23 protein-coding genes are annotated in these 25,144 nt (G+C 51.1%); 7 read left to right on the top strand and 16 right to left on the bottom strand.

Translation table 11 applies throughout. The annotated features are described in order from the left end of the window. Positions 1 to 134: 134 nt before the first annotated feature. The 8 genes from FH871_RS29880 to FH871_RS29845 form a co-directional block, all read right to left on the bottom strand. A complete protein-coding gene (locus FH871_RS29880; protein ID WP_138995013.1) occupies positions 135 to 1,601 on the bottom strand; it encodes a capsule assembly Wzi family protein in 1,467 nt (488 codons plus the stop codon). Between the two features lie 49 nt (positions 1,602 to 1,650). Continuing rightward, positions 1,651 to 2,436, bottom strand: coding sequence for a (d)CMP kinase (gene cmk, locus FH871_RS29875; protein WP_229317712.1), 786 nt, complete (start codon positions 2,434 to 2,436; stop codon positions 1,651 to 1,653). A gap of 107 nt (positions 2,437 to 2,543) precedes the next feature. Continuing rightward, positions 2,544 to 3,656, bottom strand: coding sequence for a GDP-mannose 4,6-dehydratase (gmd, locus tag FH871_RS29870; RefSeq protein ID WP_124908840.1), 1,113 nt, complete (start codon positions 3,654 to 3,656; stop codon positions 2,544 to 2,546). Between the two features lie 38 nt (positions 3,657 to 3,694). Further along, positions 3,695 to 4,633 (bottom strand): GDP-L-fucose synthase, encoded by a 939-nt coding sequence (locus FH871_RS29865; RefSeq protein ID WP_138995012.1) that lies wholly within the window; start codon positions 4,631 to 4,633, stop codon positions 3,695 to 3,697. Positions 4,634 to 4,678: 45 nt separating this feature from the next. Next, positions 4,679 to 5,659 carry a UDP-glucuronic acid decarboxylase family protein gene (locus FH871_RS29860; protein WP_138995011.1) on the bottom strand — a complete coding sequence of 327 codons (981 nt, stop codon included), beginning with the start codon at positions 5,657 to 5,659 and terminating at the stop codon, positions 4,679 to 4,681. A gap of 86 nt (positions 5,660 to 5,745) precedes the next feature. Further along, entirely contained in the window at positions 5,746 to 7,077 is a 1,332-nt protein-coding gene (locus FH871_RS29855; RefSeq protein ID WP_138995010.1) for a UDP-glucose/GDP-mannose dehydrogenase family protein, read from the bottom strand. Positions 7,078 to 7,520: 443 nt separating this feature from the next. Then, positions 7,521 to 8,261, bottom strand: a complete 741-nt coding sequence (locus FH871_RS29850) for a tyrosine-protein phosphatase (protein WP_138995009.1) — start codon at positions 8,259 to 8,261, stop codon at positions 7,521 to 7,523. A 32-nt stretch (positions 8,262 to 8,293) separates the two neighbouring features. After that, the gene (locus tag FH871_RS29845) at positions 8,294 to 8,719 is read right to left on the bottom strand and encodes a helix-turn-helix transcriptional regulator (RefSeq protein WP_138995008.1); all 426 of its coding nucleotides are present in this window, start codon (positions 8,717 to 8,719) and stop codon (positions 8,294 to 8,296) included. Between the two features lie 296 nt (positions 8,720 to 9,015). Here FH871_RS29845 and FH871_RS29840 point away from each other — a divergent pair, with 296 nt between their 5' ends. The 6 genes from FH871_RS29840 to FH871_RS29815 all read left to right on the top strand — a co-directional run bounded on the left by FH871_RS29840 (position 9,016) and on the right by FH871_RS29815 (position 13,878). Then, entirely contained in the window at positions 9,016 to 9,696 is a 681-nt protein-coding gene (locus FH871_RS29840) for a hypothetical protein (RefSeq protein ID WP_138995007.1), read from the top strand. A gap of 68 nt (positions 9,697 to 9,764) precedes the next feature. After that, complete coding sequence (locus FH871_RS29835; protein ID WP_138995006.1) at positions 9,765 to 10,475, top strand: PD-(D/E)XK nuclease-like domain-containing protein; 711 nt, start codon at positions 9,765 to 9,767, stop codon at positions 10,473 to 10,475. A gap of 207 nt (positions 10,476 to 10,682) precedes the next feature. After that, on the top strand, positions 10,683 to 11,045 hold the full coding sequence (locus FH871_RS29830) for a hypothetical protein (protein ID WP_138995005.1): 363 nt from the start codon (positions 10,683 to 10,685) through the stop codon (positions 11,043 to 11,045). Between the two features lie 178 nt (positions 11,046 to 11,223). Continuing rightward, on the top strand, positions 11,224 to 11,997 hold the full coding sequence (locus tag FH871_RS29825; RefSeq protein WP_138995004.1) for a pentapeptide repeat-containing protein: 774 nt from the start codon (positions 11,224 to 11,226) through the stop codon (positions 11,995 to 11,997). Positions 11,998 to 12,085: 88 nt separating this feature from the next. After that, positions 12,086 to 13,285: a DUF748 domain-containing protein gene (locus tag FH871_RS29820; RefSeq protein ID WP_138995003.1), complete on the top strand. Its 1,200-nt coding sequence runs from the start codon at positions 12,086 to 12,088 to the stop codon at positions 13,283 to 13,285. A gap of 71 nt (positions 13,286 to 13,356) precedes the next feature. Further along, complete coding sequence (locus FH871_RS29815; RefSeq protein ID WP_138995002.1) at positions 13,357 to 13,878, top strand: acyl-CoA thioesterase; 522 nt, start codon at positions 13,357 to 13,359, stop codon at positions 13,876 to 13,878. An 8-nt stretch (positions 13,879 to 13,886) separates the two neighbouring features. Here the strand turns inward: FH871_RS29815 and FH871_RS29810 are convergent, their stop codons facing one another. Together FH871_RS29810 and FH871_RS29805 are read right to left on the bottom strand one after the other, a co-directional pair. Then, positions 13,887 to 17,453, bottom strand: a complete 3,567-nt coding sequence (locus FH871_RS29810) for a carboxypeptidase-like regulatory domain-containing protein (protein WP_138995001.1) — start codon at positions 17,451 to 17,453, stop codon at positions 13,887 to 13,889. A gap of 91 nt (positions 17,454 to 17,544) precedes the next feature. Continuing rightward, positions 17,545 to 17,844: a putative quinol monooxygenase gene (locus FH871_RS29805; RefSeq protein ID WP_138995000.1), complete on the bottom strand. Its 300-nt coding sequence runs from the start codon at positions 17,842 to 17,844 to the stop codon at positions 17,545 to 17,547. Positions 17,845 to 17,969: 125 nt separating this feature from the next. Between FH871_RS29805 and FH871_RS29800 the strand changes: the two genes are divergently transcribed. Continuing rightward, positions 17,970 to 18,941, top strand: coding sequence for an aldo/keto reductase (locus FH871_RS29800; protein ID WP_138994999.1), 972 nt, complete (start codon positions 17,970 to 17,972; stop codon positions 18,939 to 18,941). A gap of 75 nt (positions 18,942 to 19,016) precedes the next feature. Here the strand turns inward: FH871_RS29800 and FH871_RS29795 are convergent, their stop codons facing one another. From FH871_RS29795 to FH871_RS29770, 6 genes are all read right to left on the bottom strand, one after another. Then, complete coding sequence (locus FH871_RS29795; protein ID WP_138994998.1) at positions 19,017 to 21,581, bottom strand: TonB-dependent receptor; 2,565 nt, start codon at positions 21,579 to 21,581, stop codon at positions 19,017 to 19,019. A 374-nt stretch (positions 21,582 to 21,955) separates the two neighbouring features. Beyond that, complete coding sequence (locus tag FH871_RS29790; RefSeq protein ID WP_138994997.1) at positions 21,956 to 22,630, bottom strand: hypothetical protein; 675 nt, start codon at positions 22,628 to 22,630, stop codon at positions 21,956 to 21,958. A gap of 137 nt (positions 22,631 to 22,767) precedes the next feature. Then, entirely contained in the window at positions 22,768 to 23,358 is a 591-nt protein-coding gene (gene gldD / locus FH871_RS29785; RefSeq protein ID WP_138994996.1) for a gliding motility lipoprotein GldD, read from the bottom strand. Between the two features lie 81 nt (positions 23,359 to 23,439). Next, entirely contained in the window at positions 23,440 to 23,730 is a 291-nt protein-coding gene (locus tag FH871_RS29780; RefSeq protein ID WP_114406830.1) for a hypothetical protein, read from the bottom strand. Positions 23,731 to 23,768: 38 nt separating this feature from the next. After that, positions 23,769 to 24,062, bottom strand: coding sequence for a hypothetical protein (locus FH871_RS29775; protein ID WP_138994995.1), 294 nt, complete (start codon positions 24,060 to 24,062; stop codon positions 23,769 to 23,771). A gap of 273 nt (positions 24,063 to 24,335) precedes the next feature. After that, positions 24,336 to 25,115: a TIGR00266 family protein gene (locus FH871_RS29770; RefSeq protein WP_114406827.1), complete on the bottom strand. Its 780-nt coding sequence runs from the start codon at positions 25,113 to 25,115 to the stop codon at positions 24,336 to 24,338. Positions 25,116 to 25,144 lie beyond the last annotated feature (29 nt).

The raw sequence follows: 25,144 nt of genomic DNA, 5'->3' as shown, positions 1-25,144 counted from the left end.
ATATGATCTGCGTCAAACGCTGGTGCAAATGCACGACAGCATGGTCGCAAGGTTACAGTTTGTATAAGGATAACTGAGGGAATTTTAAGAAGCCTGTACTAAACCAGTGCAGGCTTCTTAAAATCGAGATGGTACTACCATGTTTTTCGAATACTAATCCAGCCCCCTACTACATTTTTCAATAATTTACCCTGATCGACAGCAATTGCTGTTTGTAAGTGAGACTTTCCAAAACCTGCTAAAGGCCAGCTTAATCCTAAAAGACCTGACACCTGATTTATCTGCTTCCCAAATGGATTACGAAACAAACCATAATTTCGGCTATAAGATAACCGCGTTTGCAATTGAATTCCTGATGCAAACTCACTGATAGCTCCTAAATGAAATAATTGTACCCGATTATTCACAAATGCCAGACGTGGCCCACCTGGTACTTCCTGCCATTCTGATCTCACTTCTTTTCTATTTGTGATAAATGGTGTCCCTAAAACCTGGTTTTGGTGGGTCCATCCATTCAGATACTGAAAATTATTAAAATAATCATCTAGCCCTTCGTAAAGTCTTCGGCCAATTTCCACGGTGCTCCCACTTTGGCTCATCGTTGTCAAATATTCTATAAGCAACTGATTAAATTGAAAAAACTGTTTTTGAGTAGTTGCATGCCGCTTCAATCTCAAACCATACAGACCATCTGGTAGATTAACCATAGCAAGACCTGATCGATCTTCGAAGGGGTGTTGATAATAAGCAAGTGCCTTCCAGTGTTTGAAGGTTATTTCCGCGCCGACATCAATAGAGCCTAGATGGTTACCAACTTGATTAACTTGATCATGATTCGAAACATTACTGTTTTTTTCGGGCTGCTTCGCAAGAATGAGATGTAGGTAATCATTAAAAGAAGACGGTAACTTGCCATTGTATGCATGTTTTTCGTCTAAGTAGTCGGATCGCCCTCCCCATTGAGCGTTATGCAAAACTCCTCCAAATAATTTTACTTTCCAGTGTGGTTTTCCGAAGCGGACATAAAATGCTTTCTGATGTAGATATGAATCCTTGATAGAATCGGAATTGTTAAACCAACCGTGAGCAAAGAAAGCATTAATAGCGATTAGGTCTTTCGTAAAATGCAATGAAGCGAAACCTCTAGTACCAATTTGTACTTTGGGTATTGGAAGTGCATTACCCGACCATGAATATGAACCTGAAGAAAGAGTGGTATCCACCAAACCTAGAATTTCTTTACGGCGTCCTATTACCAGCTCAATAGAGCGAAAGCCAATTTTTGCGTAGGCTTCGGGCAATAAAAGTCGACTATTTGGCCCAGCATATCCAACTGCTTCAACCCCGTAACCTAGTATCCAACCCTTGGCAACACTATCTCTCCGAAACACGCCTGAATTTCCTAGCCGAATGATTCCGGCCGGGGCTACCAAGGGCACAGTGCCAAATTGATTGGCCCTTAGCCAAAATGGCGTCCGGCGGGCTGATGAAGCCAGCGTGCCTACTTCAGCCGAAAACTGCACTGAAGAAAGCGGTTGCTGTGCATAAAGAGTGCAACTAACTGGTAGCAGTAGAACTATAATGCGGAATAAAGCTTTCATGCAATACCAAGTTATAAAAACAATTGCGATGCCACATATTGACGAAAATCTATTCCTCTATTACAGTAGAATGCCCCCGATATAATAAAGTGGTAATGGTCAGATAGGCTTGTTGAACAACCCATTCCACCTGTCCTGCGATGGATAGGTGCGAGGTGTCCAGAAGCTGGGCATCCGACGCCTTTCGTAATGGGCTTTCGGTGCGGGTCGTATCGAGATGGTCCCGCTTTTCAAGATTTTGAGCGATTTCGGCTAATTCAACCTGCTCTCCTTTAGCCTGCAGTTCAATGCGTCGGCGTTCCGCCCGAACCAGTGAATCAGCAGTCATGAATACCTTCAGCTCGGCATGCGGAAAAACATGCGTACCGATGTCGCGCCCGTCCATTACGATACCCCGGTTTTGACCAAGTTTTTGCTGTAGCCCCACCATAGCCTTCCGTACGTCAGGAATAGCACTAACTTCCGGTACAGCATTTGCTACCGGAAGTTTTCGAATTTCTTCTTCTACATTCTGACCATTCAAATGCGTTTGAATCGTTCCGGTTTCCGGGTCACCTTCAAACGTGATGTGAATTTTTGCAAGCGCTTCCCGTACCGCTTTTTCACTTGCAAGTTCGATTTTGTGCTGAATGAAGTACAATGTGACCGCCCTATACATCGCTCCAGTATCAATGTAGGTGTATCCCAACTGGGCAGCAACCTGCCTGGCCGTTGTGCTCTTACCACAGCCGGAGTGCCCGTCAATAGCGATGATAATTTTGGTACTGCCGGAGAAAGTAGTTACGGGAGTCGCTCTGTGAAACTGATAGGAATCATTGATAAGGCCCATATCCATACCGATTAAAAACGTTGAGTAGCTGCTATTCCAATCAGGCAGATCAGCAAAAAAAGGAAAGAGATCACTAACCCGATTCAGTCTGCGATTCGTGATCTCCGAGGAGGTTACTCAAAATAATTCATCACCAAATGCCCGCCTTCAGCCAGCAACTGATCACGACGGAACAAGTCGATGTCGGCCGTCATCATGTCTTTTACCAGCGCGGCCAGGTCGTATTTCGGCTGCCAGTTCAGTTTGGTCATGGCCTTCGTCGGATCACCCAGCAGCAAATCCACTTCCGTCGGGCGGAAATACCGCTCGTCGATGCTCAACACCTCTTTACCGACTTCAACGGGATAATCCGGGTTCGAAGCACTCACCACAAATGCCCGTTCGGCCACACCTTCGCCCCGGAATTCCAGTTCAACGCCAATTTCGGCAAACGCCATCCGGACGAAATCCCGGATGCTGGTGGTGACGCCGGTGGCAATCACGAAATCTTCCGGTTTTTCCTGTTGCAGAATCAGCCACATGGCTTCTACATAGTCTTTGGCATGGCCCCAATCGCGCAGGGAATCGATGTTGCCCAGGAACACCTTGTCCTGCAAGCCCAGACCGATGCGGGCCACAGCGCGGGTGATCTTGCGCGTTACGAATGTTTCACCCCGCAGCGGTGATTCGTGGTTAAACAAAATACCGTTGCAGGCATACATGCCGTACGCTTCGCGGTAGTTGACCGTAATCCAATAGCCATACAGTTTGGCAACGGCATAGGGCGAACGCGGGTAAAATGGCGTCAATTCCGACTGCGCGTGGCCCTGCACCCCGCCGTATAATTCGGAAGTGGATGCCTGATAAATGCGGGTTTTTTCGGTCAGACCCAGCAGCCGGACGGCTTCCAGAATGCGGAGCGTACCAATGCCATCAACCTGAGCAGTATATTCCGGCTCATCGAAACTCACCCGCACGTGCGACATGGCACCGAGGTTGTAAATTTCGTCGGGCTGCACTTCCTGAATAATCCGGATGATGTTGGTCGAATCGGAGAGATCGCCAAAGTGAAGCTTGAACCGCACATTTTTTTCGTGCGGGTCTTCGTATAAATTATCGATACGCTGCGTATTGAATAAGGAACTCCGGCGTTTGATGCCGTGTACTTCATACCCTTTTTCTAATAATAATTCGGCCAGATACGCGCCGTCCTGCCCTGTGATACCGGTAATAAGTGCTTTTTTCATACGTGAGTAATTAGCTGTATTCTAAGGTTTTAATCTGGTTAGACGTAAACTTCCTGGTGGTTCAAAAAATCCTGATACGTTGAGGTAATACCGGTTTTTAGATCGGTCTGGTGTTGCCAGCCCAGGGTATGCAGCCGCGAAACATCCATGAGTTTGCGGGGCGTACCGTCCGGTTTGTCGGTATTCCAGCGAAGTTCACCTTCAAAACCAACGGTTTCTTTCACCAGCTCGGCCAGTTCGCGAATTGTGACGTCTTCGCCTGTCCCGATGTTGACAAACAATTCATCGTTGTAGGTTTCCATCAGAAACACGCAGGCATCGGCCAGGTCATCGGCGTGCAAAAACTCCCGGCGGGGCGAACCCGTTCCCCACACCTCAACGAAGGGCTGGCTACTGATTTTCGCTTCGTGGAATTTCCGAATCAAGGCCGGCAGCACATGCGACCCCTGAAGATCGTAGTTATCATTCGGGCCGTAGAGGTTGGTCGGCATCGCCGAAATGAAATTGCAGCCATACTGACTCCGATACGCTTCGCAGAGCTTGATGCCGGTAATTTTAGCAATCGCATACGGTTCGTTGGTCGCTTCCAGATAACCGCTGAGCAGGTATTCTTCTTTCAACGGCTGCGGAGCCAGCTTGGGATAAATGCAGGAGGAACCCAGAAACAACAGTTTTTCGACACTGTTTTGGTAGGCGCTGTGGATAATATTGGCTTCGATCAACAGGTTATCGTACAGAAAATCAGCCCGGTATGTATTATTGGCCCAAATACCGCCGACTTTGGCAGCCGCTAAAAAAACATAATCCGGTTTTTCGTCGGCAAAAAAATCAGCGACAGCAGCCTGGTTGCGCAGATCCAGTTCCGACGAGGTACGGGTGATTATATTCTGGTAGCCTTTGGCTTCCAAACTACGCACCAGGGCCGACCCCACCATGCCCCGGTGTCCGGCAACGTATATTTTGTCTTGTTTCCTCATTAATGATAGCTATTCGTTCAGCAAAATCCTTTTCACTGTCCTTGATCAACGCACCGAAAATTCCCGATGATAAGCCGCCTTGTACAGCTCTTCTTCCGGCAGATTCTTGAAGTACTCGTACGTAATTCGCAAACCTTCCGCCCGCGATACCTTCGGCTCCCAGTCTAAAATGGCTTTCGCTTTGGAAATATTCGGCTGGCGTTGTTTGGGGTCGTCGGTCGGCAACGGTTTATAAACCACCTGCTGGCTGGTGCCGGTCAGCTTGATAATCTCTTCCGCAAATTCTTTGATCGTAATTTCAACGGGATTGCCAATGTTGACCGGAGACGGATAATCGCTCAGCAGCAGGCGGTAAATTCCCTCGACCAGATCATCGACATAGCAGAACGAGCGGGTCTGGCTGCCATCTCCAAAAATAGTCAGGTCTTCGCCCCGCAAAGCCTGGCCGATGAAAGCGGGTAAAACCCGTCCGTCATTCAGTCGCATCCGCGGACCGTAGGTGTTGAAAATGCGGACGATCCGGGTCTCCAGACCGTGGTAGGTATGATAGGCCATCGTCATGGCTTCCTGAAACCGCTTGGCTTCATCGTATACCCCACGAGGACCGACCGGATTGACATTACCCCAATATTCTTCGGGCTGGGGATGAACCGTTGGATCACCGTAGACTTCCGACGTGGAAGCAATCAACACCCGCGCGTTCTTGACCCGCGCCAAACCCAGGCAATTGTGAATCCCGAGGGAGCCGACTTTCAGCGTCTGAATCGGGATTTTTAAATAATCAATGGGACTGGCCGGCGAGGCAAAATGCAGAATGTAATCGAGTTCGCCCGCAACGTGGATAAACTGCGATACATCGTGGTGGTGAAATTCGAAGTTTGAAAGGGGAAACAGGTGCTCGATATTGCGGATATCACCAGTAATCAGGTTATCCATGGCAATGACATGGTATCCTTCCCTGATGAATCGATCACAGAGGTGTGAGCCCAGAAAGCCAGCCCCACCCGTTATCAGAATGCGCTTCATGTAAGACGACTAGAAAAGTTTCATAACGTTGAGTAAAGCTGGCTGTCTGATGGTAGTTCAGACAGCCAGTATGAATTCGGTAGTGCTCAAACCGGTTGTTCCACCGCCTGCGAGATGGTTTCCCGACCAACGCTGTAGTAGGTATAGCCCAATTCTTTCATTTGGTCCAGTTCGTAGAGATTCCGTCCGTCGAAAATGACTTTATTTTTCAGCAGCAGGTTCATTTTGCTGAATTCCGGCGTCCGGAACATGGGCCATTCGGTCATGATCACCAGCGCATCGGCATCATCCAGGGCGGCATACGAGGTGTGGGCGTACGTAATTTTGCTGCCGAATACGTTTTTCACATTGTCCATCGCTTCCGGGTCGTAGGCCGTCACTTTCGCGCCGGCATCCAGCAGCGCCTGGATGTTTTCCAGCGCCGGAGCTTCCCGAATGTCATCGGTATACGGTTTGAACGCCAGCCCCCATACGGCAATGGTTTTTCCTTTCAGATCGCCGTTGAAGTGCTGGTTGATAATCGGAAGGAGTTTGGTTTTCTGCTTCGCATTGACGTCCATCACCGATTTCAGAATCTGGAAATCGTAGTCGTACTCCTGGGCGGTTTTCGCCAGTGCCTGCACGTCTTTCGGGAAACAGCTTCCGCCGTAGCCAATCCCGGCAAATAAAAACCGTTTGCCGATGCGGCTGTCGGTCCCAATCCCTTTCCGGATGTCGTCGACGTTGGCACTTGCTTTTTCGCAGAGGTTGGCAATTTCGTTCATGAACGAAATCTTGACGGCCAGGAATGCGTTGGCGGCATACTTGGTCATTTCGGCCGAACGTTCGTCCATGAAAATCACCGGATTACCCTGACGAACCAGGGGCGCATACAGTTTGCTCATCACGGCTTTCGCGCGTTCTGATTTGGTGCCGATCACCACCCGGTCGGGTTTCATGAAGTCTTCGATGGCAACGCCTTCGCGGAGAAATTCGGGATTCGATACCACGTCGAACTCCACCTGGGCAGCCAGCGAGATGTAATCGTGTACTTTTTCGGCGGTTCCCACCGGCACCGTGCTTTTGTCGACAATCACGGCATACTCTTTCAGCAGTTGCCCCAGATCACCGGCTACTTTCAGGATGTATTTCAGATCGGCAGAACCGTCTTCGCCCGGAGGGGTGGGCAGGGCCAGAAAAATAACCTCGGCACCTTCGATGCCTTCGGCCAGGCTGGTCGTGAATTTCAGACGGCCTTCGGCGGTGTTGCGGTTAAACAGCACGTCCAGGCCCGGTTCGTAGATGGGGATGATGCCGTTGATGAGCTTTTGAACTTTGCGCTCGTCAATGTCGACACAGGTGACCTGGTTGCCGGTTTCGGCAAAGCAGGTTCCGGTTACGAGTCCAACGTAACCGGTTCCAACAACAGCAATTTTCATAACGTTGAGTAAATAGAATAATAAGTAAAAAAATGTGGGTTTCCGACAGAAAGATGGCTGATTAAACGAAACGACAGTTCGTGGTGAGCTACGTTTCAGGGCGATCTGTAAAGATACTTACCTTCAAAATCAGACAAACTACTACTAGCTTTTTTTAGATATTACCTTCTAAATATAAAAGGGAGAAATGAGATTACCTAAGCAATCTTCAATGTTTCTAAGAGAATACGGTATAAAATCTTTAAATAGTTCAACAAAAAGTTTTTTACGGAATACTATTTTTCTATATTTTAAAAATATCCGCAAAGTTTTTTTCCTATTTATCAGACAATAAACAAAAAGTATGCCGCAGAATCTTCCTGCCGGAAAAAATCGACATAGTAGAACCCCGCCTGATGGGATGTAACCCGGCAGCTTTCCGCAACCAGCCAAAAGGAGGCCTTTTAGAGTAGGGAGGCATTCAGAAAGGTGTGCGAATCGAGGAGCGCCAGCTCTTTGGATTGAAGCAATTGCCCCAGCTTTTCGGCGTCGCGGAGCCGGTGCAGATCGGAACCCACAAAATCGACCATCGAATCATCGAGCAACTGTTTGGCCTGTTGCTGCACGCGTCCGCCATACTGCCCCACGAGCGAGAGCAGATTCAGTTGAAACAGACACCCCTGCACCCGCAGTTTATGAAACCGCTCGGTTTGGTCCTTCAGATACAAATACCGCTCGGGATGGGCCAGAATGGGCTGGTAGCCTTTCGTCTGAATCTGAAAAATGATTTCGTCCAGGTTCAGGGGCGGATTGGCAAACGACAGTTCCACCAGCAGATAGTTAGGTCCGAATGTGAGGAGGTCATTCGCCTTGAGCAACGTTACGAAATGGTCGTCGATGAGGTATTCCGCAGCCGCTTCAACCTGAATCGTCAGGTCTGTTCCGGCCATGGCTTCGCGGAGTTCGTCGAGCCCGCGCCGGATGGTGTCGCTGCTGTTGGGGTAATAATCGCGCAGCACGTGGGGGGTGGTGACCACTTTCTTATAACCCAGTTCCTCGAAAGCCCGCAGACAGGTCAGCGCCGTTTCGAGGTCGGGTACGCCATCGTCAATCCCCGGAATCAGGTGTGAATGAATATCGACTCCCAAAAATCCGAAATCCGAAAAAGCGGATTGTTCCTGGCGACGCTTAAAAAATGAGAACATAGTGTAGTATAAAGTCGTAAGCCCGGCAATTATCAGCTTTCCGGAGACAAATCGGACCGACGACTAACGTGTGAGAGACGAATGACTTTCTTTTTACCCGCGACCTCTTCCAGTTCTTCCCGAAGCAGGTCGCTGGTTTCCTGTAACAAAGCTACGCGTTCGTTTAACTGAAACAAAAGAAACTCCATATTTCGCAGTCGCTCATCTAACGTCATGGCAGACAGGGGAGTTTGCGGTAAGGTGCGAAACATGAGCCCTTCGCCCCGCAGCAGCCAGTCGGCATTGACCGTGGGATAAGCCAGCAAAATTTTTTGTAACGTTTCGTAGCGCGGTTTCAAACGACCGTGCAAAATATGGTATACTTTCTCACCCCGCTTCTCCCCCAATTGTCGGGCAAACTCCAGGACGCTGATGTCTAACGCATCGATCAGTTGCTGCAAACGGGCTCCAATGGGCATGAGAAGAGGGATTTTTTACACAGAACCATGTAATTTCTGTTCTTGCGTTCCGCCGTCTAATGTAGAACAAATTCAGATTCTTCGAAATAGCCCAGGCTCACAAAACCTAAAATAAGGACAAAAAGGCGGTTTTTAGGGGGTATTCGCGGCTACTCTATTTTTTTAGTAAACTTTTTATGTGTCGTTTTGTATTATACATAATAGTGTGTATATTTAAACTCAAATACAAACCCCCTGAAAAGGCAAAAGGGATCGCATAGCGGTCCCCCTGTCCGAACAGTAAACAACAAATACTAATGAACACACAAAAAAACAACACCGGCACAACAAATCAAAATGGTTTGGAAGTGAAACTTTATCAGAAGGTTAACGAATCGACGGGTGAAGTCATCGCTAATCCGGATACGCGTCACTTCAAATATCTGGAGGGACATCCCCGCCAATACCGTTTCGACGCCAAGGAAGGCATCTTTAACATCAATGGAACCGAAAAACTGGGTGGGCCGACGAACGGCCGCACGCTGACATTCCAGCCGATTGCGTGGCGTATCTTTACCGACAATATTTTGAACATGGGAACCAAGAACTGGGCCGAAATCTTTTTCATCGATGAAAAGAACTGTGTTTCGGCGGTCCTGTTCCACGGTTATTCGGTCGATAACATCTTCCGGCTCATTGAACCGCTGTTCTACGACGACCTGACGCTGGCCGATGTCGTGATCACCGCCGTGGCGGAGAAGAAGGAAAATACCAAGATTCAACCCAAAGGCGTCTATTACATCGCCACCTTCAGCTACAAACTGGCTGATCCGGAAGAAACGAAGGTGCTGAAGGCTTTTGGCCAGTCGAACAAAATTTTCCGCCAGGAAACCCTGACCGACATCGCCAACATCAAAACCGCTTACAATTACTTCAATCCGTTTCTCAATCCGACGGAAGAACTGCTGGTTGAGAATGGCATTCATTTGCTGAATTAGTCTCCGTGGAAATCCCTGAAGAGGATTTAGGGATTGCTATTTTACTTCATCAAAAACCCCATCCAGTCATGATAACCGAATTGATCGACTACCGTTCCATCCCGCGGGTTTCGAATTCCGATTTGACCCGGTTGAAGGAAGAATGTTTGGGCTATACCTCGCCGGGACGGCTGGTTCCGCAGCGGGCCATGCAGTTCGGACGGGCTTTTCACTCGCATTTGCTGGAACCGGAGCGCATCGGTGGCATTATCGAGCAGTTGCTGCCCGACATGAAACCGGTCGAGTCGGGGCGGTTGGAACACCTCACCGAACAGGTTCGGCGTGATTCGTTCTGCAACCGGTATCTCCGGAAATCGGAACGCGAACGGGTGGTTCTCTTCACCGATCCGATCACCGAACTGGGTTGCAAAGCCCGGCTGGATATGGTCTACACCAGCCCCAAACGGCGGAGTGCGCTCATTCTGGATTTCAAAACCACCTCGGCCCGCACGCAAAGCCAGTTTCTGCAAAGCTGCTACGACTACGACTACGACCGGCAGGCGGCTTTCTACATCGACAGCCTCCGCTCCGCTGAGAGTCAGGAATGGGAACAAACGCGCCAGATTCGCTTTGTGCTGATCGGCGTTCAGAAACAGAAACCCCACCGGCTTTTTGCCGTCGATGCTACATCGATCCCGGATTTTGTGGACTACGGACGGAAAAAATACCGATTCTGGCTCCGCAAATGGAAGGAGCAGCAGCAGGAAGACACCGGTTTCTGGCTGCGGCAGGCTTCCTGAGCCGGGAATCAGCGGTTGGCAAACAACCCGTTTTCATTTTACAGTTCACCTTTAGAAGTTGTTTGAATGAAGGCCGGAGGCCTGTCCTGTCAATGGTCAGTGGCCGCAACTCGTGGTAGCTTCGGAGGAGCGGCTATTGACCATTGACAGACCGCCCTTCCGGGGCTCTCTCCGGTTAACTCAAACAGCTTGTTAGTCTTTATCAGCATGACGAACGACATTGTGATAACCGAACCCACCAGCCGGGCGTCTTCCGCTCCGCTGTTCGATTGGGGCATCGACGGTCTGGTGATCTGGCTGGAAGAACTCGACGGTTTTGGCAGTCTGATGGCCTACATCAACGAAGCGCTGGCGCAAATTGCTTTTGCCATTGAACTGCAAACCGGCTGGGATCACCGCACCGACGGCCATACCTACCATCCACTGTATGGCTACCGGCTGCTGCTTCGCGATGCGACCGGTTTGTGGTATGCCATCCGCATGGACGAAGCAGGCCGGTTTGCCGACTTTATCCCGCTGGAGGAATTCGACTACGATACGGCCTACGACAAAGCCCTCTGGCTGCCCTGAAGGGCTGAAAAATCATAAATGCAAAATGCTCAATATCGAATGTAAAAGTAAGAGGAGACACGCTCGCCCAACACTTTCACATTCGATATTGAGCATTTTACATTTATGATTCCTTCCTCGGTCCGTGCAACCTTTGCCGACGTATTTTCATCCTTACGGAAACTCTCATCTTTCCCGTATGAAAACGATCCTGATTACCCTCCTCCTCATTGCCACCACCTTACCGGCCGTTTGGGCTCAACGCACGGTCGATGCCAAAGAAATTCTGGCTAAAATCAACCGGAAAGAGGTTGTTGCCTACGAAAACGCCACCATCACCGGCGACCTCGACCTGACGGAACTGGCCAACAAAAAACGTGTTACCAAAAACCTCTGGGCCGAAAACGAAGCCTACGAAAGCACCGTTGAAAGACCGGTCACGTTCCGAAACTGCACCTTCAGAGGTAATTTCCTGGCGTACAAAAACGTCAAAACCGAAGGGCGGTTTCTGAACGGCAGTGGAATCATGTTTGCTACGCACTTCACCGAACCCGTAACATTTGAAAATTGTACGTTCGAAAAAGCCTCCGAGTTTAAGTATTCTGACTTCAACCAGCGGGCGTCCTTTATCGGCACCGGTTTTCGGGAAGAAGCCAACTTTAAATACGCCAAATTCAGGGCATTAGCCGATTTCACAGACGCCCGGTTTGCGAAAACCGGCAATTTTAAATACACGAGTTTTAAGGAAGCAATCGCCTTCCGGAAAGCCCGTTTCGATCAGTACGCCGATTTTAAATACACCAAATTTGACGAAGGCGTCAATTTTAACAACACGCGTTTCGACGGAACCGCTGATTTTAAATACACCCATTTACCCCGCAATTCCAGCTTCGACGAAACGGTATTCGACGGCCCCACCGATTTTAAATACGCTACCCTCGACGGCCGGAAGTTTTCGCCCAGTCGTCACTGATCCAACGGCCCGGCGATTGTTTGTTCGTCGGGCCGGATAACTCTTCGGCTGATTTTCAGTTCTATAAGCAACATCAACGCTTGTTGCTTTGAAACGATCCACAAAAATTATCCTGGCGATTGTCGTTGTCCTCATCGTCGCCAGGCTTTTGCTGCCGTATTTTGTACTGCGCTACCTCAATAAATTGATGGCCGACATGGGTTCGTATACCGGACACGTCGATGACGTCAATATTGCGCTTATTACCGGTTCTTACCAGATCGAAGATCTGCGCATCCGGAAAATTAACGGTAAAATCAAAGAGCCTTTTCTCTACGTTCCAAAAATCGATCTTTCCGTCGAATGGAAATCGCTGTTTAAGGGCGCCCTCGTCGGAGAGGTCGAGTGTTACCGGCCCGAACTCAATTTTGCTTTCAGCAACAATGAACAGGCCAGCCAGACCGGCCGGGAACTCGACTGGACCAAGCTGGTGAAGGACATTTTGCCCATCCAAATCAACCGGTTTGCGGCATATGACGGCAAAATCGATCTGGTCAATCTGTTCGAAGCCACCAAAACCGACCTTTCGCTGGAAAAAGTTGCCCTTGACATTCGCAATATCCGCAACGTCGAAGACAAGGAAACCCGCTTGCCCTCGCCCGTTACAGCAACGGGTGATGTACCGGGCTGGGGGGGCACGATGAAGTTTGGGGCAGGAATGTACTTGCTGAAACCGCTCCCGGATTTCAATTACAACCTCAGTTTCGACAACCTCCAACTGGCTAAACTCAACGATCTGGCGCGCAAATACGGCAACGTCGATTTCGAAAGTGGAACCATCAGCGTCGTCAGCGAAATGGCCATGTACGATGGGCGGCTGGTGGGGTATTTCAAACCGCTGACCAAAAACATGAAGATTTTCAAGCTCAAAGAACCGGGCGAGGATCGGAAAGTCGGCCGGTTTTTCACGGAACTGCTGGCCGAAGGCGGTGCTGCCATTCTCAAAAACCAGAAGCGCGATCAGGTAGCCACCCGGATTCCACTGCGGGGAACGGTCGAGGATACGAAAACGGAAGTCTGGCCCATCATCATCGGTGTGCTGCGGAATGCCTACGTCGAAGCCTTCACCACCGAATTTGACAATACCGTCACCTTCAAAGATGCTGTCGAGAACCTGAAAGAGGATTATAAGGAAAAACGCCAGGAGAAAAAAGCCGAACGAAAGGAAGAACGGAAGGAGCGAAAAGAAGAGCGGAAACAGAAACGCGAGGAACGAAAAGAAGCCCGAAAAAAAGAGAAGGATGGTTGAGGAAGGCAGCAAAAACCGTAGTTTCGCGACAACACGAAGCCGTTGTGACCAATCAATCTGTACCTTTCGCCATGCCCCAACCCAAATACGCCCGCGAGTCTCTGGTTACCATGACCGAGATGGTATTACCCAACGATACCAACACCCTGAACAATCTGATGGGTGGCCGATTGCTGCACTGGATGGACATCTGTGCCGCCATTTCGGCCCAGAAACACTCCAACCGCATTGTCGTTACGGCTTCGGTCGATAACGTCTCGTTTTCGGAACCCATCAAACTCGGTAACATCGTAACGATGCAGGCCAAGGTCACGCGGGGATTCAATTCGTCGATGGAGGTCAACATTGAAGTGTGGGCGGAAGATATTCCGGCCGGAACCCGCGTCAGCACCAACCGCGCGTTTTACACCTTCGTGGCCGTCGACCAGAATGGCCGTCCCATCGAAGTGCCGCCGGTCACACCCGAAACCGAGGCTGAACACGACCTGTACGCGAGTGCGCTGCGCCGTCGGCAATTGCGCCTGGTGCTGGCCGGACGCATGAAACCGAACGACGCAAAGGAATTACGGGCGCTGTTTGGTGTTGAAAACTAGTTGACGGTTTACTGCACTTTCAGCTTTGCGACACCCACCACAGGCCGGCCATCGGTCGTAATGCCCTGCACCACAACGCGGATGGTGCGAACGACGTCCGACAGCGGGAACGCCAGATTCGACGTTCCTTTGGAATCGGTTTGAACCACCGGTTTCCAGTACAACACATCCCGGCGGTCGATGGGGGCATTCTGTTCGGCCAGAACCGCCCCCGGCGTGTCTTCATACCGCGGAACGTAGAACTCCCGCTGGGCCGGAAAACCGATGAGTGACAACTGATTAAGTCCGACGCTGGGCTCCGTTTTTTTTGCTTTGGAAGACCCGCGCTTCGAATAAAACGCAATCACCCCATTGCCCCCACGCGCACCGTAAATGGCCGATGTAGCCGCGTTTTTCAATACTTCGATGCGCTCAATATCATTCGGGTTCAGGCTCGACAACGCACTCGCGTCGGCCAGATAAGATCCGTCAAAAATAAACAAAGGCGACTGTAGTTGCATCGAATTACCAACACCAAACGAAATGGCATTCCGAATATTAACGGTATAACCGTTCATCGTCTGCTTCACCTCAACGCCCGGCACTCGGCCCCGAATCATTTCGTACACATTCGAAAATTGCGGAGATCGTTCATCGAACAGAATCACCGCGTCGGGCGTACCATGCAGACTCATTCGCTCAACCGATTCGGGTCGCTCGGGCGGTCGATAGCCTTTGATGGTTACTTCTTTCAGCACTTTAGCCTGTTTATCCCGGTACAATCCCGGATCAGATTCCTGACGCAGCCGCGCCACGTCGAGTTGCTGTTGAAACCGTCGCCAGTCCGGCGACGGCTCGGCCACCACTTTTCGTAACGACCAGACGCTCCCGGCTGTATCCGTTTCAACGGTTGCCTTGATGGATTTAAACTGGGTATTCATCACCTGAACCAGCAGTTGCAAGGTATCCGTGATGCCCAGACCCGCCATCCGAAACCGCCCGTAGCGGTTGGTGCCAATGGAGTGCGGAATGGCTTGCGATGAACCGGGAGCCGCCACGAGCAACTCCGCAAACGGAATCGGGTTGCGTTTTTCGTCCACCACCCGGCCACTGAACACAATCCCGCCCAGCGTATCCGACGGCGACTCCGGTTTGCGCAGCCCGATGCGTCGCCAGCCCTGCGTCAACAGCAGATCATCGAGCGCCCGGCGGGTGGTCGCCGTCGTGTCTTTGAAGAAAAAACCAGGTTGTTCGATGCGTCCGCGTAAATCGCCCGTCAGCAACAGATGGGTTCGAATGTCCGCAGCCAGGGAGTCGTCCGGAACCTGATCGGCATCGGTTACAGCCGCCGACAGCGTGGCCACCATCGACATTTCCGGCTGAGCGTTCACTTTGAGATTCAGAATGACACGCTCCCGGGGGGTGTAGCGGGGTTTATCCGCCGTCACCGAGATCTCAACCGGCGGAATCTGTTCCGAAATAAAGAGCATTCGCTCCGCGCGGGGCTGACCATAGGCATCATACAGCGTTACCTGACAGAGTCCGGGCGGAAAAACGGCCATCGGCAAGGTCAACCGGGCTTTCCCGTCCTGCAACTTCATTTTGGTCCGTTGCACCAACTGCCCGTAGCTTTGGAAGGTCAGGTAAATAACCGGATCAGGTTGTGGCACGTTGGCCAGGATGCGAATGCTCAGATTAGCGGTATCGCTGACCATATCGGCCATCAATATAAACCCTTCCGGTTCCACCTTCGGCAAGGCAACCCGCAGGCTTTTGCCGTTGTGCTGGATTTCAGCCTGGTAAGTCTGGTCGGCTTTCGGATCGAGCAGCACGCTTCCCATACCAAAGCGGTTACTGACAAACCGGGTCACTTCCCGCCCCTGATCGTCCAGAATCCGGCCCGACAAGGTTTTTCCGCGACCATCCTGCCCAACGGCCTTAAACCCCATCCGCGTCGGCAGATTTGCCACCCAGCGCCCTCCTTCCGGCAAAAACTGAACGTCCAGTTCCTCCTCAACCCCGACGGATCGTTGGCCGGGGCCGTTCAATACATTGTAGACCGTTATGCTTCGTTCAAAAGCCGGACGGGTGGCGGCATAATCTTCGTCCGTATAGGCCCGCAGCCGATACATGCCGGTCGCCAGCGTATCCGAAAGCCGGAAATCGCCCGTTGCCCGGCCGTCGTTGATGCGAAGCCACTGGTGTTGCACCACCTTCCCACCCGGTGTCAGCAGATCGGCGTGCAGGGCACCCTCGCCAAACATCAGTTGCGCGGTGACCGGCTCCATGACGTACGCACTGAGCCAGATCCGGTCGCCGGTCAGATAAAACGGTTTGTCGATGTGGACAAAGGCCGATGGCGCCTGATACGGATGCGCCAGTTTCCAGTGGCGCAGCATCGAATCGAGCCGGTAGTCGGCCGCCAGAATCTGGCCTTCGATCGGCGACGCCATCACAGAATCCGGTTGGCTGGAAGCCGCACTTGGTTCCCAGTTGGCAGGCAACAGCAACGAAAACCGGTCGTTGCCCAGATACCCCATCGCCAGCATGCCCAGCGGGAGCGTCACCCGGCCATCGACGGTGATCTCGCTCATGCCCTGTGGAAACCGGAACTCGGTATAGGCATACGGCGCATCCCGGTAAGGGGAATACGCCGAGAAAATCCGGTTATAAAAGACTTTGAGCGGAGTCGCCGTAACCAGTTTGCGCTCAAACGACAACCGCCCCGGTTTAATCAGCGAGTCGGTGACGACCGGCAGCAAATGGCGGTTAATGTCCTGAAACAAACTTACACCGCCCGTTCGTTCGGGGTAGCCGGGGTTCACCTGATACACCAGAAAGCCTTCTTTTTCGTAGGTTCCGGCCACCAGACTGGCCATCAGGTGGCGGGTGGAGCCGAGGTAGGCGCGTTGCCGGTTGTTTCGCCAGCGGTCGGCCTGACGGGTGTCTTTCGGTTTCAGTTCTTCAAACCGGGTGGCTCCGGCAAAATACATCGCCCCGTTCGTCTCCACTTCAAAATACTGCATATCATACTGAATGCGGTAGCCAAACGCCCGGTTTTCGATCACCAGCGGTTCACGGGCCGTTGCTTTCAGGATGCTTTTCTGGTAGGTGAACTGAAGCACGTCCGGATTCATGATTTCGCACTGGCTCCGAAAAGGCGTTTTTCCGAGCAGTTCCCGTTCAAATTCCCGGTAATGCCGCTCCCAGGTTTTGTCCCTTTTGGCCTTCACCGTAACATCGGCGAGGGTGAATCCCGTACTTTTTAACACCAGATTGATGATGCGGGGCTGGCTGTTCTCAAGCCGAACCGACTGCCGGGCGGGCTGATAGCCCAGATAGGAAGCTACGAGTTCGATGGTGCCGAGTGGTACGTTGGGGAGTCGGAACCGGCCTTTTTCGTCGGTTGTGGTGCCTTGCGTGGTGTTGTTGAGGTAGACATTGGCAAACGGCAGGGGCTGGCCGGTTTGTGATTCGGTCACCCGCCCGGTGATTGTTGTGGTGGTTTCCTGAGCCAGAACGCCGGTATACGCCATGAACACCCCAAGCCAGCCGACCAGCAGTTTACGAAAACGATCGGCGCGAAAAGCATTCATGGGGTTTGAAAAATAGCGTTTTTAAAACTACGAAATTCTTAGCAAAATACCATATCAAACCTGAAAAGGCACATTTCTGCCCCTCATTTCATCAATCCCTTACTTCGTCTATTTTCTCCACCGAGAATGCCGTTGCACGGTTGGCAAACAATTGTTTCGTGGCCGCCCAGGTAGATTTAAACAGCGCTGAACGGCGGTAATGTTCCAGGGCTTCGGGGGTTTCCCACTGGCTGTAGGTCACGTAAACCGTAGGCTGATTGAGGTCACGGAGCAATTCGAGGTGAAGGCAGCCGGGAAACGTGCGGATTTTCTGTTTTGATGCCTCGAAAATCGCCAGAAAATCGGCGGTTTTCGTTTCCTGAAAGGTCATTCGAACGATGCGAATCAACATTATTTAGTGAAGAGCTAGGAGTTAAGAATTAAGAGTTAAAACTTGCGGTGCAAAAGTAGCGACATTGACAATCTGGCCTTTCACCTTCAACTCTTAATTCTTAACTCATCACTCTTAACTATACTATGAAGTACCGTACTTTTGGCCGAACCGGCTGGCAGGTGAGTGAAATTGGCTACGGCATGTGGGGACTGGCCGGCTGGACGGGTTCCGAACGGCAGGAAGTGGATCAGGCGCTCGACCGTTCCGTTGAGCTGGGTTGTAATTTCTTCGATACCGCCTGGGGGTATGGCGAAGGGCTGAGCGAGCGGATTCTGGGCGATTTGCTCAAACGATTCAGTGACAAACGGTTGTATGTGGCGACCAAAATTCCACCCAAAAACCGCCAGTGGCCTTCCAAACCCGATTTCGCCCTCAAGGATGTTTTTCCAGCCGACTACATCGTTGAATACACCGAAAAAAGCCTGAAAAATCTGGGCGTCGAAACCATTGATTTGCAGCAGTTCCACGTCTGGGAAGATGGCTGGGCCGAGCAGGATGAGTGGAAAGAAGCCGTCACAAAACTGACGCAACAGGGCAAAGTACAGGCCTGGGGGATTTCGGTAAACCGCTGGGAACCGGACAATTGCCTCAACACCTTACGCACCAACCTCATCGACGCCGTGCAGGTGATCTACAACATTTTCGATCAGGCTCCCGAAGACAACCTGTTTCCGCTTTGCCGCGAACTAAACATCGGCGTCATTGCGCGCGTGCCGTTTGATGAAGGAACCCTGACCGGCACATTGACGAAGGAATCCACCTTCCCGGCCGACGATTGGCGTTCGACCTATTTCGTACCGGAAAACCTGAATTCCAGCGTCGACCATGCCGACGCGCTAAAACCGCTGATTCCGGCCGGCATGACCCTCCCCGAAATGGCATTGCGCTTCATTCTGGAAAACCCGGACGTGGCCACCACCATCCCCGGTATGCGCAAACTCCGCAACGTGGAAGCCAACATGGCCACCAGCGACGGCAAAACGCTGAATCCAGAACTCATCAAAGAACTGAAAGGCCACCGCTGGGATCGTACACCAACGGAGTGGTCACAATAGAATGATGGATTATGAATGATGAACGATGAATGGGCTTCGCCGGTAAACATTCATCATTCATAATCCATCATTCAATTAATAAGAGTACCGTAGCGTTACGCCGTAGGTGCGCTGGTCGCCCACGATCCCGGCATATTGTCCGGCACTTCCAGGTGCCGCCAGGAGTTGCTCGTAATAGTCTGTATTGAAGAGGTTTCTGCCCCAGAAAAAGAACGAAAGCCCGTTGGATGCCCGAAAACCAAGCCGTCCATTGGTCAGCGCATACCCGTCAATGTTCAGGTATTGCGAAGGAGATGGACTTGACGAGAATTCGGACCGGTAAAAGACATCGACACCCAGAAAATAATTGCCTTTGAGTCCGGTGAAGGTTCCTTTGGTGGTGACTTCACCGCCTACGGAGCCCGACCATTTGGAGATGCCGGGTAACCGTCCCCCCGAAACATCCTTGAAAGCCTGCGCCCCTCCTACTTCTTCCAACGGTACGGGCGCATTGACGAAGCTCACGTATTTGCCATCGGTATAGGCCACCGCAGCATTCAGGGTCAGGTTGGTAAAGCGGACATTCCCGTCCAGTTCGGCACCCTGCACCCGTACTTTTTCCGCATTCGCTAAATACCCCCGGTTTACGCCCGGTTCCGGCGTTTGCACCTGAGTCTGGTAATCTCTGATGTCGGAACGATAGACCGTTAGGTTCAACACCGAATTGCCCGACGGTTTGGTTTTGATGCCAAACTCCTTGTGATCCACATATTCGGGTTTCACATTGGCCAGATCGATCAAAATCTGTCCGTTTGCCGTTGGCAAACCACCCACGTTCACCCCAATGGGCTTATAGCCAATGGCGTAGGTAGCGTAAGCGTTCAGCTTGCTGGTGGCTTTGTATTGCAGGGAGAGTTGTCCGGAAAAATTCCCTTGCGAATAATCTGTATTGAAGGCCTGGTTGGTATAGACTCCGTTTTTCAAGGCGATCAGGGCAGCGTCCGTGGTTTGCAAACCGCCATAGGTCACGCGGCTGTAATCCACCACCTTTTTGTCGTAGTTGTAGCGCACACCCGGCAAAACGTGGATCCGGTCGGTCACGGCCCAGTCAACCTGTCCGAACACCGCTAAACTCGTGCTCTTGATTTCGTTGGTGGTGCGAATGCCAAAGTTGTCGAACAAACCGGGTGTTTTCCAGAGCGCGCTGGTTGAGCTTTGTGCAAACCGCCATTGGGCCGAACCGGCTTCTTCCGTCTGCACCGGATCGGATTTCAGGTCCTGCCAAAGGCCGAATACGCCAATTACGCCACTCAGTTTGGGTGAAATTTTCCCGGAATACCGGATTTCCTGCGACCATTGATTGTGTTTGGAGTTGCCGGAAGAAATCGTAAAGACGGGCAGTCCGATGTAGTCCCGGTCATTCAGTGGCACCCATTTCCAGTAGCGCCAGGCCGACGTACTGGTTAACGTTCCGTTCCCGATTTTGATATCGGCATTGACCGAAACACCCCCTAACTGGTTATCGGCTTTGGAAGGCGTATCCAGATCCAGTTTGCGTTCAAAGGCACTCTTGTAGGGAAGGGTATAGCCTAAATCAGCAATGATGGCATTGAACTGCCGGTAAGCCGCTCTTTTTGTTGGCACAACCCCAGCCACCGGCCATCCGTACCCCGTCGGTTTTTGGTCCGAAATATCCCCGATCACGGTAATGTTTACATTTTCGCTCGGTGTATACAGGATCTGCCCGCGTACGCCGATGTTGTTAATATCGTTGATCGGCAACTGCGTATGCACGTTAAAAAACGTGCCGTTGCGCTGCGTCCCCGTAAAGGAAACCCGCGTAGCCAGTTTCTTGCTCAACGCGCCGGTCAGCGACGCTTTTGCCTGAACGAAACCCAGATTGCCATAGCTCAGTTCAAGGTTGGCTCCCGGCGTAAAGCTGGCCGCCCGCGTGGTGATGTTGAAAGCCCCGGCGGTTGTGTTTTTCCCAAAAAGCGTTCCCTGGGGCCCGCGCAACACCTCAACGCGTTCAATGTCAATGAAGTCGAGGGCCGTGGCCGCCGGACGTGCGTAGTAAACACCGTCCACGTAAAAACCCACACCCGGGTCAACGCCGTCGTTGGTCAATCCGTAGGTGGACCCCAACCCGCGAATGTTGAGCGTTGTATTGCGGGCATTGGAAGCATACAATTGCACGGTAGGCACCAGTTCTTTGAGACGGTTTACATTAAAAGCCCCGGCGTCTTCCGCCCGAACGCCCCCGATCACGGAAATCGGAATCGGCACTTCCTGCGCAGACTCCTGACGACGACGGGAGGAAATCACGACGTCGTCCAGTTGGGTCGTATTCGCATCAAGCTTGATTTCAACCTTACTTTCGTTGATGACAACCTCCTTTTTGAGGTATCCTACGTAAGAGACGATCAGCGTGAAGGGTAGCCGCTGGCCCGTGATCAGGCTAAATTCACCGTTTGCGTCCGTTGCACTGCCATTGGTCGTTCCTTTGATGGACACCGTTGCGCCAATGAGCGGTTCGTTGGTGCGGGAATCGATCACTTTCCCGGAAATCGTCGAATTGACAATGGGGGTATTTTGGGCGGAGAGAAACAGAGGGGAGAGAATGATCCCAATCAAAAAAAATACGCTTAGGACTCGTTGCATTGTGGTGATTGATAGTTTTAATTTATCATTCCTATAGAATTACTAGGAAATATTGCAAACAATTGGCTTCAACTTATGAAGGAAATTACTGGAAGGAGGAAATCTGACCAGAAGCTTGTGCAAGTGGCATCAGCAACATCGCTGTAACAAGCGGGAAGAAGGTACTGGTTTTTTCATGCGTTTCGGATTAATGGACATAACTACCTTCTTAGATAGACTATACGGACTACTATCCCTTATAATCTAGTGACTTTGTAGTTTTTTGCACAAAAAAAGAGTGCCACGCTGCGATTTGCAACTAATGGCACCGAAAATTTTCTCAGAAACCGTAAATTCTTTAAAAAATCACATTTAATCGAAGATTCCGGTCAGAATCAGGCTACTTTTTTCACCGTCGTCCGGCGCGCTGGCCGAAGGGCATCGCTCTTGGCACTTTCCAGGACCGTATCGGAAATAATTTCCAGTTGGTGTGCCCGCTTCAGCACAAGCTCAAACGGCAGGTTGAAATAGTTGGAAACATCCATGCGGAAGCTATCGGGGAAGCGGGACAGCCGCACGCCGAAGAAACTCCGGATTTCGGTTTCGGGCAATAAAGCCGCCAGTGCCACGCGCTCGGCTTCGGCCAGCAGTTCGTTGCGGTTGGTATGCAAATGCTCCAGACCGAGGGCGGCCGTCAGAATATGCAGATAAAGCTGCTTGTAGGCCCCCGACAGTTCGTTCGGCAGAATCACCCAGCCCTGCTCGCGGAATTTGGCCGCAAAACCGGTCAGGCCGGGAATGCCCCGCAAATCGCCCGCGATGACCTCTTCGGGAAATTGTAAGCGGTCGTCGGATTTCGACAACCGATAAACCACCGCTTCAACCGGGCTTTTCTGAAACAGCAGGTCAGCCGGGAGTTGACGGTTATTTTCCCACTGATCGCTCAGTTTGACGAAAATCGTTTCGTTGACGGGCGAGCTTTGTGAATCCCCCAGACTGACGAGCATACGCCGAAACGCAGCCAGAAAGTCGATCTGAAATTGATTCGGATTAAATTTTGTGCGTCTCATAGCGTATTGTCCTCAGGCGACCCATTCGCCGGAATTCGTGAATGTCAAGGGTTTACTACCCGAAAAGGCCTATAAAGATACAAAATACCGGAAGTATTTGCAATACGTTCTCTAACGCCGGATCAGCCCATCTGGTTCTAACTTCCGGACTTCCACCGCAGGGTTTTGAGCAAATGCAACACATCTTTCCGCAGGTAGTCGATCACCGGTGCCAGCGAATCATTGCGGGTAGCAACGTTGAAATAAACCGCTCCCCGCAGGAAATGGGTGGTCGTATCGGTCGTAAAAAACTGCAGTTGGCTGGGCACTTCACCCGTTATAGAGAGCACATCCGCCTTTAAACCGCCCGGAAGCTGAATCAACTCTTCTTTAAAAGCGTAGGCTTTTTCGTTGTGCATGGCGGCCAGTTTATAGGAATCGCCAATCATGCCGGCCAGCCGCTTTTCGTTGTGCAACACCGGATGATACGTCAACTGAACGCTCGCTTTGAAAGCCGGGTAATGGATAAAAATCCAGTGGGGCTGGGCCCCCCGAAACGTATCGGGCAAAATCCGGGCCTGTCTGGAATATTCGAACGTATACGGATGGGCTTCTTTCAGCGTCTGATACTGATGCGATGGCAGATCGATGCGGTTATAGCCTTTGGGTTTCGGAACATAATTGTCGGCATCGCGACTGCCGCAAGCCGCCAGCAGAACCGCCAGAAAAACGAAAACTGATTTTGTCACAGGCCATGAGATGTTACACCAGAAAGGAAACGAAAAAGCCCGGCGTTTTCGTGCCGGGCGAACAAACACCTTACAGGTTCGTTACGAATTGATCATTTCCAGTTCTTCCTGTCGCACAGGCTGACCGAGCAGCGTTCGGAACCGGTTGATGTTGAAAGTCGGTTCAAACCAGACTTCGCCCAAAACCGGGTGACGCACCGGCACATCCGGATTCTGGATCTCGCCCAGCAGCACGCCGGTTTCACCGTTGGTATGGCGTTTCACCATCCGAACCGTATACATCTGATCTTCCTTGGGCGTTTTGACTCCAAACTCCGCATAAAAAGCCAGCACCGGAGCCGGGAAATTCTCGTTTACACAAATGATTTCCATCTCTATATCTCGATATGCTATTTAACTCCTTCTAAAATTTAAGCGGCCAAGACTGCCTTGTAGCTTACTAAATGGTCGGGCTGGGATGTATTGGTTCCTATAAACTCCTGAATAGGATACACATTATCGTCATCCGCAAACATAAGGACAGTTCCATCGGCAATGTGATACTGTTTTCGTTGGTGACCATTCAAACGGGCGATTGACGTGAATCGGCTCAATGGCACATACAAAATCCGCCCGTCCTCCAAAAACAACGATAAATAACCTTGTTTACGAAACGAGATTCGATCAATGATTGGCTGTTCTGTCTTAAAACCTTCCGTTTTCATGATAGATGCAAAACATTTATCTTACCTTCTGTTGCAAATTCTGTAATTCTTTTTGCAATCTGAGAGCCATATTTTTCCAACAACTTTACTGCCGTATTAATTTCCTTAGACGTTAAACTTCCCTGCTCGAACACCTCCAGCGTATCCAGCCAGATCCTGGCGGATTTGCCTTTACGACTTTTTGTATTGGAGACATGACGTGCGTTCGTTCCGACAAATCATAGGCATACAGAAAGAATACCAATGCTTTGTAAATCGCCAGTTTCGGCACGATTAATCCTCAAACAATTTTCCTAAACCGCCCAACACCGAACCTCCTTCTTTGTTAGCCTGTCCGCCCCCGGCCGACAATCGATCCACCAGCTTGGAGATCGGCATCGACTGAATCCAGACTTTTCCGGTTCCGCGTAAGGTGGCCAGGAAAATGCCTTCTCCGCCAAAAATCATGGACTTCAACCCGCCGGAACGCTGAATATCGAAGCTGATGGAAGGTTCGAAACCGACCACGCAGCCCGTATCGACCCGCAACGTTTCGTTGTTCAGCTGCCGCTCCATCACCACGCCCCCGGCGTGAATGAAGGCCATGCCGTCGCCCTGAATGCGTTGGAGAATGAACCCTTCTCCGCCGAACAAACCCGTTCCGATCCGCTGGTTGAAGTGAATCGCAATCTGGGTTCCCATGGCGGCACACAAAAAAGCGTCTTTCTGAACAATCAATTGATTGCCATAAATTTTGGCCAGATCGATCGGCATCACCGTTCCTGGATACGGAGCCGCAAACGCCACTTTCCGCTTGCCGTAGCCGCGGTTGGTGAAGTGCGTCATAAACAGGGACTCACCCGTCAGCAACCGCGAACCGGCCTGAAACAGCTTGCCCATGATGCTTTGGGTAGCCTGCGAGCCGTCGCCCATTTTGGTTTCAAACTGAATACCGTCTTCCATGAATAACATGGCACCGGCTTCGGCAATGACGGTTTCGTTCGGGTCCAGTTCAATTTCAACGACCTGAATGTCTTCGCCGATGATCTTGTAGTCGATTTCGTGAGAACGCATGAAAATCTATGAATTACAGATTAAAAATT

It is taken from the genome of Larkinella sp. C7 (assembly GCF_006149005.1).
In the GTDB taxonomy this organism is placed as follows: Bacteria; Bacteroidota; Bacteroidia; order Cytophagales; family Spirosomataceae; genus Larkinella.
The sequence above is the reverse complement of the archived record's forward strand: the minus strand, read 5'-3'. Positions and strand labels throughout refer to the sequence as shown.

Bases quoted from the DNA above. Each gene is read 5' to 3' on its own strand.
- FH871_RS29855 (WP_138995010.1), bottom strand. From the start codon at position 7,077: ATGAAAATTGCTGTTGTTGGAACCGGTTACGTTGGACTCGTAACCGGA.
- FH871_RS29860 (WP_138995011.1), bottom strand. From the start codon at position 5,659: ATGAAGCGCATTCTGATAACGGGTGGGGCTGGCTTTCTGGGCTCACAC.
- FH871_RS29825 (WP_138995004.1), top strand. From the start codon at position 11,224: ATGAAAACGATCCTGATTACCCTCCTCCTCATTGCCACCACCTTACCG.
- FH871_RS29835 (WP_138995006.1), top strand. From the start codon at position 9,765: ATGATAACCGAATTGATCGACTACCGTTCCATCCCGCGGGTTTCGAAT.
- FH871_RS29790 (WP_138994997.1), bottom strand. From the start codon at position 22,630: ATGAGACGCACAAAATTTAATCCGAATCAATTTCAGATCGACTTTCTG.
- FH871_RS29775 (WP_138994995.1), bottom strand. From the start codon at position 24,062: ATGAAAACGGAAGGTTTTAAGACAGAACAGCCAATCATTGATCGAATC.
- FH871_RS29795 (WP_138994998.1), bottom strand. From the start codon at position 21,581: ATGCAACGAGTCCTAAGCGTATTTTTTTTGATTGGGATCATTCTCTCC.
- FH871_RS29880 (WP_138995013.1), bottom strand. From the start codon at position 1,601: ATGAAAGCTTTATTCCGCATTATAGTTCTACTGCTACCAGTTAGTTGC.
- FH871_RS29805 (WP_138995000.1), bottom strand. From the start codon at position 17,844: ATGTTGATTCGCATCGTTCGAATGACCTTTCAGGAAACGAAAACCGCC.
- gmd (WP_124908840.1), bottom strand. From the start codon at position 3,656: ATGAAAAAAGCACTTATTACCGGTATCACAGGGCAGGACGGCGCGTAT.
- FH871_RS29810 (WP_138995001.1), bottom strand. From the start codon at position 17,453: ATGAATGCTTTTCGCGCCGATCGTTTTCGTAAACTGCTGGTCGGCTGG.
- FH871_RS29865 (WP_138995012.1), bottom strand. From the start codon at position 4,633: ATGAGGAAACAAGACAAAATATACGTTGCCGGACACCGGGGCATGGTG.
- cmk (WP_229317712.1), bottom strand. From the start codon at position 2,436: ATGGATATGGGCCTTATCAATGATTCCTATCAGTTTCACAGAGCGACT.
- FH871_RS29845 (WP_138995008.1), bottom strand. From the start codon at position 8,719: ATGCCCATTGGAGCCCGTTTGCAGCAACTGATCGATGCGTTAGACATC.
- FH871_RS29800 (WP_138994999.1), top strand. From the start codon at position 17,970: ATGAAGTACCGTACTTTTGGCCGAACCGGCTGGCAGGTGAGTGAAATT.
- FH871_RS29850 (WP_138995009.1), bottom strand. From the start codon at position 8,261: ATGTTCTCATTTTTTAAGCGTCGCCAGGAACAATCCGCTTTTTCGGAT.
- FH871_RS29815 (WP_138995002.1), top strand. From the start codon at position 13,357: ATGCCCCAACCCAAATACGCCCGCGAGTCTCTGGTTACCATGACCGAG.
- FH871_RS29840 (WP_138995007.1), top strand. From the start codon at position 9,016: ATGAACACACAAAAAAACAACACCGGCACAACAAATCAAAATGGTTTG.
- FH871_RS29780 (WP_114406830.1), bottom strand. From the start codon at position 23,730: ATGGAAATCATTTGTGTAAACGAGAATTTCCCGGCTCCGGTGCTGGCT.
- FH871_RS29830 (WP_138995005.1), top strand. From the start codon at position 10,683: ATGACGAACGACATTGTGATAACCGAACCCACCAGCCGGGCGTCTTCC.
- FH871_RS29770 (WP_114406827.1), bottom strand. From the start codon at position 25,115: ATGCGTTCTCACGAAATCGACTACAAGATCATCGGCGAAGACATTCAG.